The sequence below is a fragment of the Streptomyces sp. NPDC005761 genome, from assembly GCF_040630635.1.
Lineage (GTDB): Bacteria > Actinomycetota > Actinomycetes > Streptomycetales > Streptomycetaceae > Streptomyces.
The window spans coordinates 1-10,388 of the sequence record NZ_JBEXXX010000083.1 but is presented as its reverse complement, the minus strand read 5'-3'; the positions used below and the strand labels follow the sequence as shown (position 1 = coordinate 10,388).

11 protein-coding genes are annotated in these 10,388 nt (G+C 70.6%); 6 read left to right on the top strand and 5 right to left on the bottom strand.

Annotated features, from left to right (window positions below; translation table 11 throughout):
* Positions 1 to 136: 136 nt before the first annotated feature.
* Positions 137 to 982 (bottom strand): YihY/virulence factor BrkB family protein, encoded by an 846-nt coding sequence (locus ABZ434_RS35575; protein WP_359146092.1) that lies wholly within the window; start codon positions 980 to 982, stop codon positions 137 to 139.
* 247 nt (positions 983 to 1,229) lie between these two features.
* Positions 1,230 to 2,093 carry a helix-turn-helix transcriptional regulator gene (locus tag ABZ434_RS35570; RefSeq protein ID WP_359146091.1) on the bottom strand — a complete coding sequence of 288 codons (864 nt, stop codon included), beginning with the start codon at positions 2,091 to 2,093 and terminating at the stop codon, positions 1,230 to 1,232.
* 157 nt (positions 2,094 to 2,250) lie between these two features.
* On the opposite strand from ABZ434_RS35570, the gene ABZ434_RS35565 reads away from it, so the two are divergent.
* From ABZ434_RS35565 to ABZ434_RS35550, 4 genes are all read left to right on the top strand, one after another.
* Complete coding sequence (locus tag ABZ434_RS35565) at positions 2,251 to 3,306, top strand: aldo/keto reductase (protein ID WP_359146089.1); 1,056 nt, start codon at positions 2,251 to 2,253, stop codon at positions 3,304 to 3,306.
* A 32-nt stretch (positions 3,307 to 3,338) separates the two neighbouring features.
* The gene (locus ABZ434_RS35560) at positions 3,339 to 3,626 is read left to right on the top strand and encodes a putative quinol monooxygenase (protein WP_359146085.1); all 288 of its coding nucleotides are present in this window, start codon (positions 3,339 to 3,341) and stop codon (positions 3,624 to 3,626) included.
* 122 nt (positions 3,627 to 3,748) lie between these two features.
* The gene (locus tag ABZ434_RS35555; protein WP_359146082.1) at positions 3,749 to 4,150 is read left to right on the top strand and encodes a hypothetical protein; all 402 of its coding nucleotides are present in this window, start codon (positions 3,749 to 3,751) and stop codon (positions 4,148 to 4,150) included.
* A complete protein-coding gene (locus tag ABZ434_RS35550) occupies positions 4,147 to 4,431 on the top strand; it encodes a hypothetical protein (protein ID WP_359146079.1) in 285 nt (94 codons plus the stop codon). Before ABZ434_RS35555 ends, ABZ434_RS35550 begins: the two co-directional genes overlap by 4 nt.
* Before the next feature lie 63 nt (positions 4,432 to 4,494).
* Here ABZ434_RS35550 and ABZ434_RS35545 read toward each other — a convergent pair whose 3' ends face one another.
* Positions 4,495 to 5,460 carry a nitroreductase/quinone reductase family protein gene (locus ABZ434_RS35545; protein ID WP_359146076.1) on the bottom strand — a complete coding sequence of 322 codons (966 nt, stop codon included), beginning with the start codon at positions 5,458 to 5,460 and terminating at the stop codon, positions 4,495 to 4,497.
* Positions 5,461 to 6,193: 733 nt separating this feature from the next.
* On the opposite strand from ABZ434_RS35545, the gene ABZ434_RS35540 reads away from it, so the two are divergent.
* Positions 6,194 to 7,147 (top strand): VCBS repeat-containing protein, encoded by a 954-nt coding sequence (locus ABZ434_RS35540; RefSeq protein ID WP_359146073.1) that lies wholly within the window; start codon positions 6,194 to 6,196, stop codon positions 7,145 to 7,147.
* A gap of 72 nt (positions 7,148 to 7,219) precedes the next feature.
* Here the strand turns inward: ABZ434_RS35540 and ABZ434_RS35535 are convergent, their stop codons facing one another.
* On the bottom strand, positions 7,220 to 7,648 hold the full coding sequence (locus ABZ434_RS35535) for a hypothetical protein (protein WP_359146070.1): 429 nt from the start codon (positions 7,646 to 7,648) through the stop codon (positions 7,220 to 7,222).
* Positions 7,648 to 9,123, bottom strand: a complete 1,476-nt coding sequence (locus tag ABZ434_RS35530) for a Hint domain-containing protein (protein WP_359146067.1) — start codon at positions 9,121 to 9,123, stop codon at positions 7,648 to 7,650. Before ABZ434_RS35530 ends, ABZ434_RS35535 begins: the two co-directional genes overlap by 1 nt.
* A 731-nt stretch (positions 9,124 to 9,854) precedes the next feature.
* On the opposite strand from ABZ434_RS35530, the gene ABZ434_RS35525 reads away from it, so the two are divergent.
* Positions 9,855 to 10,280 (top strand): hypothetical protein, encoded by a 426-nt coding sequence (locus tag ABZ434_RS35525; protein ID WP_359146064.1) that lies wholly within the window; start codon positions 9,855 to 9,857, stop codon positions 10,278 to 10,280.
* Positions 10,281 to 10,388: the final 108 nt, after the last annotated feature.

Below are 10,388 nucleotides of genomic sequence, written 5' to 3'. Positions count from 1 at the left end.
ATACTGGGCGTATCGGGGTGATCCCGACAACGCGGCGAGCGTGCGTGCCAGGCGTCGCCGGACAGGCGGGACTTTCGAAACACGCCCTAGGGCCGCCCCGTAGTCCGCGCGCCCGCCAAGGATCGCGGAACAGCCCTCAGGGCCCTTCGGGGCCGGCGCGCCGCGCCCGGTCCAGCTCGACGTTGAACTGGGCGCCGGCGAGCAGCGCCAGGTTGGTGAACCACACCCAGATCAGGAACACGACGAGCCCGGCCAGTGAGCCGTACAGCCGGCTGTAGGACCCGATGTACGTCGCGTACAGCGCGAATCCCGCCGAGGCCCCCAGCCACAGCAGAGCCGCCAGCACCCCGCCCGGCAGCCCCTGCCGCGTACCGCGCGCGGACGCCGGCCCGGTCCGGAAGAGGACCATGATCAGGCAGGCGACCAGACAGAGCAGTACGGGCCACTTCAGCACCGCCCACACGGCGTCCCCCAGGTGCGGGAGCCCCATCCGGTGCCCGAGCCAGCGGGCCAGCGGCCCGGAGAGCACGAGGGCGAAGGCGCTGGTCATCAGGAGGAGCAGCAGCCCGATCGCGGAGGCGACGATGATGTGGGCCTGGCGCAGGGCGGGCCGGGTGTCGCGGACACCATGCATCGCGTGCAGGGCCCGCCGGAACACGGCCAGATAGCTGGACGCGGACCAGACCGCGCTGACGCTCCCGGTCGCGACCAGCAGCCAGACGGCCGTGCGCTGCTGGGTGGCCGCCTCCAGCGGCTGACGCAGGGCGGCCCCTGACTCCGCCGGAGCGAACGCGGTGATGTCGGCGATCAGCGCCTCCGTGGCCCCCGGGTTGGTCAGCCCGATGACGGACACCGTCACCAGGAGTGCGGGGAGCAGCGCGAGGATGGCGTAGTAGGTGAGGGCCGCCGCCCAGTCCGAGATGTCGTCGTTCCACAGGGAGACGGGCGTCCGCCGGAGCGCGACGGGCCAGTGCCGTGGCATTCCGGGCCGCCCGGCCGCCCGGGCCGGCGCCCCGGTGCGGGTGCCGTTGGTCTTGGTGAACACGGATCGGGCTCCGGGGACGTAGGAGGGCGGGCACGGTCGGGTGCTCTCCGGGGGGAGGCAGCGGGAGGGCGCCCGTCGGCACGCCGTGTGCTGCCTATCCTCTTCTGCTCCCGTTCACGCCCGGTACACCCGATTGCTCCGGATGGCGGGCGCGGCCGGGACCCGCGCGGCGGAACGGCCGCGCTCACGTCACGGGCAGGCTCTCGCGCGCCCACACCGCCAGCAGCCGCAGAGCGGTCTCGGAGGCGGATCCCTCCTCCACCGTGTACGCGATCAGGGCCTGGTCCGGGTCGTCGGGCAGCCTCAGCGTCTCGAACCCGAGGTCGAGGCGGCCCACGACGGGGTGAAGGTACGCGTACCGCCCGTGGGTCTTGTCCTTGAGCCGGTGTTCGGCCCACAGTTCACGGAACTCCGGGCTGGAGGCGCTGAGTTCGTCGATCAGCTCGGCCGTCGCGGGGTCTGCGGGGTGGCGGGCCGCGTCGAGGCGGAGGTAGGCGACGACGTCGGCCGCCTTGCCCTGCCAGTCCGCGTACAGGCTGCGCATCCCCTCGTCCCGGAACACCAGGCGGGCCTTGTTCCGCTGCCGTGGCGGGAGCGCGCCGAAATCCGTGATCAGGGCCGCGGCGAGGCTGTTCCAGGCCAGCACGTCGGTGTTCCTGCCGACGATGTAGGCCGGTACGTCACCGGCGGAGTCCAGGAGCCTGCGCAGCCCCGGCCGTACCTGCTGCGGGCCCGGCGCCTCGGCGGTCTGCCCGGGGCCCGGCCAGGGACGGGCCAGCCGGTACAGGTGGGCGCGCTCCACGGCGTCCAGCCGCAGCGCACGCGCGACGGCGTCCAGCACGGCCTCGGAGAAGTGGAGCGTACGTCCCTGCTCCAGCCGTACGTAGTGGTCCACGCTCACGCCGGCCAGGCGTGCCAGCTCCTCCCGGCGCAGGCCCGGTACCCGCCTGCGGCCCCCGTAGTCCGGCAGCCCCAGTTCCTCGGGCCGCAGCCGTGCCCGGCGGGACCGGAGGAACTCACCCAGCTCTGCGCGTCGGTCCAGTGCCATGTACCCAGTATCGCGGTCGGGCGGGCGAGTTCACTCGCGCAGCCTGGTCATCCCGTGCCCAGGCACGGGCGGGCCCTGGGTGGCCGGGGGACGGACGGCCAGGGTGGAAGCACGACGTGGCGACCGGCCCGTCCGACCGTGAGGAAAGCAGACCGTCATGACGTCCACCTCCCTTCCCGGCGCCGCACTCGGCAGCACCGGCATGCACATCTCCCGCCTCGGTTTCGGTTCCTGGGCGGTCTCCGGTTCCGGCTGGCGGTTCAGCTGGGGGCCCACCGACGACGCCGAGTCCGTCGCCGCGATCCGTCACGCCCTCGACTGCGGCGTCAACTGGATCGACACCGCCGCCGTGTACGGTCTCGGCCACTCCGAGGAGCTGGTCGGCAAGGCCCTGGCCGGTCTGTCGGATGCCGAACGGCCCTACGTGTTCACCAAGGCGGGTCTCGTCTGGGATCCTGCCGATCCCCAGGCCGCCCCGCGCCGCGTCATGAAGCCCGCGAGCGTGCGTCGCGAGGTGGAGGATTCGCTGCGGCGGCTCGGTGCCGAGCACATCGACCTGTACCAGGTGCACTGGCCGGACACCGGCGAGTCCCTCGCGTACACGGGCGGAGGAACGGGGGCGGTGTCCTCGAACGCCACTCCGCTCGAGGAGTACTGGCAGGTGATGGCCGATCTGAAGGCATCGGGCAAGGTGCGGGCGATCGGGCTGTCGAACCACTCCCCCGAGCAGCTCGAAGCCGCCGAACGCATCGCGCACGTCGACGTCATCCAGCCGCCGTTCTCCGCGGTCAACCGCTCGGCCGCCGCCGAGATCGCCTGGGCCCGGGCGCACGACACGGGGGTCATCGTCTACTCGCCGCTCCAGTCCGGCCTCCTGACCGGAACCTTCTCCGAGGCACGCGTGGCAGCCCTGCCCGCGGACGACTGGCGGGCCGCCCACCACGACTTCACCGCGGGTCTGCCGGCCAATCTGCGGCTCGCCGAGGCCCTGCGTCCCGTGGCGGCGCGGCACGGCGCCACGGTCGCGGAGACCGCTCTCGCCTGGGTGCTCGCCTGGCCGGGCATCACGGGCGCGATCGTCGGCGCCCGTACACCTGCCCAGGTCGACGGCTGGGCCGGTGCGGGTTCCGTGCGGCTGACCCCGACCGACCTCGACGAGATCGCCGTCGCCATCACCTCGTCCGGCGCGGGCACGGGCCCGGTCCGGCCGTGAAACCCCTCGATCAACCGAAGGAGTCCGCCAGCATGTCCCTCACAGTCATCGCGGAATGCCTCGCCGCACCTGGGCAGGAGGACCGGCTGCGCACCGCGCTGGAAGCCATGATCGAACCGTCCATGGACGAGCCGGGCTGTCTCGCGTACCGCCCCTACTCCGACCCCAACCGCCCCGCCCGCATGGTGATCGTGGAGGAGTGGACCGATGCCGCGGCACTGGCCGAGCACTTCACGACCGCGCACTTCGGCCATGTGAAGCAGGTCCTGGACCTAGTCCTCGCCGAACCGATGACCATCCGGCGACTGACCGAGGCGTGAACGGGCCGGTGCGGTCGGCGGGCCCGCCGGGTTCAGCGACGGGGGTGATGACGCCCGGCGTGCCGCGCTCTCCGGCGCAGGGCCGGGCCGCCGGTGTCACACCTCCGCCGTACGCTCCCGTCATGAGCGTCTCCCTCTATTACCACGCGCGCCGTGCGACACCGCTGACCGAGGCCGAGTCCCGATCCGTCGAGTGCGTCGTCGCCGCGCACATGGCGTCCTTCCCGTACGAGGAGGAGGAGAGCCTGTACCTGTACGAAGCGTCCGCCTCCGAGCCGCAGGAGATCGTCGACGGGTCCACCAAGATGCCGTTCGAGCCGGGTCGCCTGATGCCCGTGATCGCTCATGTGCTGGACTCCGTAACGGAGTTGCGCCGGGCCCTGCCCGATGCGGAGTGGCGCGTACACATGGATGATCTCGACGTCCCGTGGGACGAGACCGAGGGATACACCCTGCCCGGGATGCGTGACGCGGACCTGATCGCGGAGCTCGCGGCGGTCCAGGGTGAGGACGGGTGGCGGTGAGCGGGAGGGCTGCGGACGCCGCCCCGCCCACACCGGAGCAGCAACAGCTCATCGAGTTCGGGGAGGCGCTGTACCGCCGCATGTCGCCGGGCGCCGCTCTCGGCCATGTGCTGCTGCCCGAGGACGAGGCGGTGGCTGTCGTACACCGGGTGCGGGGCGGCGGAACCATCATCGTGGCGGCCGACCGGTCGGTGCTCTTCTCCGGATCGGCGCACGACATCGGTTTCGCCCTGACCGCATTCCGCGCGGGCGGGCGCACGCCCGTGGAGCGGTTCGGTTGACGGGCGGCCCCGGCGGATGCCCGGGCCGGGTGCCGCGGACGGCACCCGGCCCGAACCGTCAGCTCACTCTGCCGCGGGCGCCCCCCTGTCCGCACCGGCCGGTGGCACGGGCGGCCAGGGGACGTCGGCCAGCAGAGGCATGATCTCCTTCTCCTCGTAGTCGAAGTGTGCGTTCAACTCCGCTGACATCGCCGCGAGTTCGGTCCGGAAGCGCTGGGGCTCGGCGATGGCGACACCGGCCAGCAGGGCCGCCAGTTCGGCCTGGATGCGGGCCACGGTGCGGTGTTCGTCGCGCAGCCGGCCGAAGACGGTGGCCAGGCCCGGGTGATACTGCGCGATCCCCGGGAACAGGTGCTCGTCCTCGCTGGTGTGGTGGAACTCCAGGGCCTGGCAGAACGCCAGGCAGCGCTGCCGGATCTGCAGACCGAGCCCCGGGGCCGGTGGCTCGCCGGGCCCCTGATGGGCCGCGCGGGCGGCGAAGTGCGCGTCGGTCTCCGCCTTCACCTGACGCAGTTGCCCGCGGAGCCAGGTGTGGACCTCCATCAGCTTGTCGGCGAGGGTCCTGATCTCACGGGGCCGCCCCTCCCACACGTCGGGCTCGGCGGCTTCCAGCACGACGAGCAGCGGAACGCGGACGGTCGGCGCCGGACGGCCACCGCCTCCGTGGGCGGCCGGAACGGCATGGTCGAGCATTTCCTGGCCGTGCGCACCCTGGTCGGGGACGGCGAGCGCCTGGTAGTTCTCCGTGCCGATCTCCACTCCCACCACCGGGTGGGCGAGCAGGTCGTGGTACCAGCCGGGGTGGTTCGGCGTGCCGGGGCCGGAGCCGACGGCCGTGAGCGAACCATCGCGGCGTACGTAGCCGAGCACGGTGGTCCGCGGGGTCCCGGACACCGCGGCGGTGGTGGTCAGCAGAAGCAGGTCCCGGCCCTCGAAGAGGCCACCGACCTTCCCCTGGTTGGCACGGAATTCCTCGACGACCGATGCGTCGGGCGACGCGTCGGGCGTCTCGTTCTCATACGTGGGCATACGGATCTCTGTCTCCGGAAGATGAGGGGAGTGCGGGTCGGCCGCTGCGGCCGCGGCCATGGCCGATGAGGACGCAGGCTTCGCACGCGCCGGCCACCCGGCCCGGCGGACGGACAGCACGCCACCCGCACGGAAGAGGGCGGGGGGACGAGCGGCGACGCGCGGCTGCGCTGCGTCAGATGCTCAGATGCAGAGCGCGGAGTATGAACTCATGACGGGCCCCTCAATGAATGATGCTCACCCGACTGCCGGCCGGCCCACTGCTCTTGGCCGGCGTCACGTGGCACCGCGACCATTACAGACACGTGCCGGGCAGGCTGTCAACGCGACGGCCCACGCCCGGCGCAGCACCCGTGAGCTACGGCTGCGCGGTCGGCTCGGACGCGCCGTACAGCCGGCTCCGGGCCATCGATCCCCCACCGGCAGACCGCTTGCGGCAGTACCGCATCCGGCCCGCCGGCCGGCAGACCGGCAGGCGGCAAAGCGCCCTCCGTCACGCACGGCCGGATCGTCAAGCACCCCGTTCTCGGTGAACTCTGACGTCGCGCAGCGGGCACCCGTCCCGGGTCCCTCCCGGTGTGAGTTCTGCGAGTCGGCGGCACCCGTACGGCCGGGCACCGACAGACGGGCACCGGCCGGGGTGATGTCACACCCCCATGAGAGGCTTCCGCTCAACGGCAGTACGCACCACGTGCTGTTGAGCAGGCTGATCAGATCCCAGGGGGGATTCTCCATGATCAATATTCGACGCCGCCGTACGGTTCGCGGCGCTCTCGCCGCCGTCGCCGTGACGGTCGCCATGGCCGCAACGGCCGGCACTGCGTTCGCCTCCGGCGACCCCGTGGCCACGGCCGAGCGGGCACAGGCCGCGGCGGGTGCCGGGCAGCAGCAGACCGGAAAGGCCCAGGGGGCGGCTCCGGCCGCCGGCGCGGTCGGCACGGTGGAGACGCCGAGCTTCGCGATGTTGGGCGTGACCAAGCAGGCCGGCGACCTGTACATGTACTGGACGGACGACCAGGGCGGCTTCGGGCCCCGGGAGTTCGTGACGTCCGGCTTCGACGCGTTCGCCGACTCGATCAGTGTCGACAACGACAAGGACGGGTGGAGCGACCACACCTGGACCGTCTACAAGGACGGCAAGCTGACCTACAGCTGGATCGACGACGACCTCGAGTACCACAGCAGTGATGTCGGCAAGGGCTGGAACATCTACCCCACGATCCTGTCCCCCGGCAGCATCGGCGGAGCGCAGGAGGCCGACCTCATCGGTCTGGACAAGGCCGGTGTGCTGTGGAGCTACCTCGGTTACGCGGACGGCACCCTCACCCCGCGCACGCGGATCGGCGGCGGCTGGGGCCAGTACACCCAGCTCGCGGGGCAGGGCGATCTGACGGGAGACGACAAGCCCGACATCGTCGCCCGGGACACATCCGGCGTCCTGTGGCTCTACAAGGGCACCGGTGACTACAAGGCTCCGTTCGCCTCCCGTACGCGGATCGGCGCCGGCTGGAACACGTACGACCGTCTGCTGTCGGTCGGCGACCTCAACGCCGACGGCGTGGCGGACCTGATCGCGCGCAAGCCGAACGGTGACCTGTTCCGGTACTCCGGCACGGGCGACGCCGGCAGCGTGTTCGGGAGCCCTGCCAAGATCGGCCACGGCTTCCAGATCTACAACCTGCTGTAGGCAGGCCGACGAGCCGGACGGATGACGAAGCGGGCCGCTCTCCCCGACGGGAGGGTGGCCCGCCCGTCTTCGTCATCCGGCAGGGCGGACCTTCGCGAACTTCGCCGCCAGGACCGGCCCCAGCTCTGCGACGATCTCGTGCCCCGGCTTCCCGGGGAAGGGCAGGTACTCCAGGAACGACGTCACCACGACCTCGTCGATCTCGGGGACGTCCCGTGCGCTCTGTTCCTCCAGGAACCGCAGGGTGTGCCGCCAGTCCGGCGCGTCCGCGTCGAGGCCGAGGTAGGACTGCACCGTCTCCTGGGTGACGTCCCAGAAGAAGACGTGGGGCAGCACCCCGTCCTGGTTGAACACATGCGTTTCGTAGAGGTCCTCGAAGGCGGGGATCCCGGCCACGAGGTCCTTCACCAGCTGCACGTCCGGGGAAGCGTGCGGGGGCATGTCCGGGGTCGCGTCCCCGGTCGCATCCCCGGTCGCGTCGGGGGTCATGTCTGGGGTCATCAGCATTCCTCGAGCCCGGGGTAGTTCTTGTACCCCTTGTACTTGCCCATCTGGGCGTCGTCGATCGCCTGGATGAGCGCCTTCGCGGTCTTGATGTCCTTCTCGCTCCTGACCACGGTCTCCTTCTTACCGCCCTTGAGGCGGATGACGTCCTTGGTGAGGAAGTTGTTGAGGGCCGCCTTGAGCTGGGCGGTGCTCTTCAGGTGGTTCCTGCCCTCGACCCCGTCGGCTCCGTTGAACTCGGCGCTCGCCGCGGCCATCGCGCTTCCGTCACCGACCAGCTTCGCATTGCCGACCCCGTGGTACAGGGCATCGACCGTCTGCTGCAGCCGGGCGTTGTCGACCCGCGGGATGATCGCCGGGTCGTTGTTGTGGACCAGGAGCCCTGTCGAGTCGACGGCGACGTAGTACGTGTGGATCCCCGCGACCGTCAGGTCGTAGGTGGTCTGGCGCCGGTCGTAGCGGGTGATGCCCGCGACCACGGCCGTCCGGCCGTCCAGGGTCCGCAGCCGGGCCCCTGGCGCCAGGTCACCGGCGTTCGTCCAGCGACGCTGATCGACGACCCAGAACGGGTGGGTGTCCGTGGCCGTCACCACGCCCGGTCCGGTCGGTGTCCGGAAGGTCAGCCTGGTGAAGTGCTTGTCGTCGTAGGTGGTGATCGCCTGCTCGACCTTGCGCACCCGGGTGCGTCCGCTGCCCGGATCGGTGGCGAAGACCCTGTCGCCCACCTGCACGAGTTCGATGGGTACGCGCCGGCCGTCGGCGAGGAGCACCGGCGTGCCTGCGAGGAAGCTGTGCCGGGCGGGGCAGGTCTTCGGCTCGTCGGGCTTCTTCTCGTCGGGCTTCGGGTCGTCCTTCTTGGGTTTCTTGGTGTCGTCGAGTTTCTTGCCCGCGTCTTCCAGGGCCTTCTCGGCGTCCTTGACCTTCTTCCGGCTCTTGATGAGTCCCTTGAGCCCGTCGTAGAGGTCGCCGCCGTGTTTCTTGAGGGCCTGGATGAGCTTGTAGGCCTTCTTCCACTTCCAGGGCGCCCCGTACTTCGCGGCGAGTTTCCCGACCGCACCACCGACCAGGCTGAGAAGAACGTTGATCAACGTCTCCGTGCAGGCGCCCATGTCGCCCTTGGTGATGCAGTCCAGCGCGTCGGTGATCCCGAGCTCGTCGGCAAGGATCTTCGCGAGTTCCTTCGCCGCCTCGATCGCCTTGTCGCTGTTGGACTTCTCGTCCTTCTGCGCGTCCTGGAGATCCTTCAACGCCTTGTCGTACGCCACCTGCTCGGGCGACTTCGGCGAACCGTCAGGATTCTTGTCCGAAGCCGGATCCCCCTGCCCCGGAGCATTCTGATCCCCGCCCTGCGCCTGACTCCCGCTGTCACCACCGCAGTTGCCACCGCCACCGATCCGGCAGACCTGCACACCGATCTTCGCCGTCAGATCCGCACCGATCCCCGTACCCACCAGGGCACCCACGATCGCCACGACCACCAACGTCAGACCCAGGTACTCCAACGCACCCTGACCCCGGTCACCCCGCCGCCGCACCACCGGCAACCGCACACCCGTACGCGGCACGACACCCCGAGCCCACCGACGGAACCGACCCTGCGACTTCCCCACCCGTGACATAAGGCCACCGTAACGACGGTCACCCGCAGGCGTATTGGGCCCACAGACCCAATTCGCCCGAGAACCGCATCCGGGCCGGCGATCCTTGCCCCGACGTCATGCCGGGACATCTGCCGGGCGGGCGTGCCGGGCGGCCGGATCCTGCACTCGGGCCTCATGCTCTTCGCATCGGACGGGACGGACCCCTCCGGGATCCATTGCTTCGTCCGCTCGATCGCATGCACGTCGGCCGCCCAGGGGAAAGTGCACGTTCGGTCAGTCGGGGGCGCTTTTAGATCTTCTGCGCGCCTGAATGGACCTTGTACGTTGATCTCGGCGGCAGGCCGGTGTCGATGCCACGGAGCCCGCCACGGCAGCGCGTCGCACGGGGAGATGAGGCGCGCCCGACCGATTCCCACGGTCGAAGTGAAGACAGCTGCATCGGCACGGATGGAGAAAGCATCCGAGCCGCGCCGGCCCTCGGGGGACCGGGTATTCGGGGGCTTCGCGCATCCGTCGGCCGGGATATCCCTGGCCAGGCAGCTGAGAAACAGTCACACCCTTTTTTCGGGACCAATCATCTGTCTACAGGGGAGTACACGGACATGAGTGGATTCATACGCACCGCGACCGTCGCCGGAGTGCTGGGCGCGACCGCCCTGCTCGCGGTACCGACCGCGTCGGCCGCACCGGCCACCTCCGGGACCGGCCAGGCGGCGCCCGAGTGCGTCACCGACAGCCAGACCCACACGTACGGCAAGGGCGAGATCAAGGTCTGCGTGGAGAACGGGCAGGCTCACGTGACGGGCTGGCTCGAGGACCTGCTTCCCGGCGGAGGCTGGGGGGCGCCCGACGGCGGCTGCGTCATCTGGTGGGTCACCTTCCAGACCGACGCGGGTACCGAACTCGAAGGCTCGGTGATGGCCTGCCCGCACTTCGGGGGCGCCGCCTACAAGGAGTTCGACTACGACAGCGACGTTCAGAACGTCACCGGAGTCGAGAAGCTGACCCTGGGAACGGCCTGGCTCTGATCCATACGCCACGCAGCCGCGGGGGGGGGGGGGGGGGGCCGGGGCGGGCCCCCGCGGGGGGGGGGGCGCGCCTCTTGGGGTGTGTGGGCGTTAGGGGGGGGGGGTTTG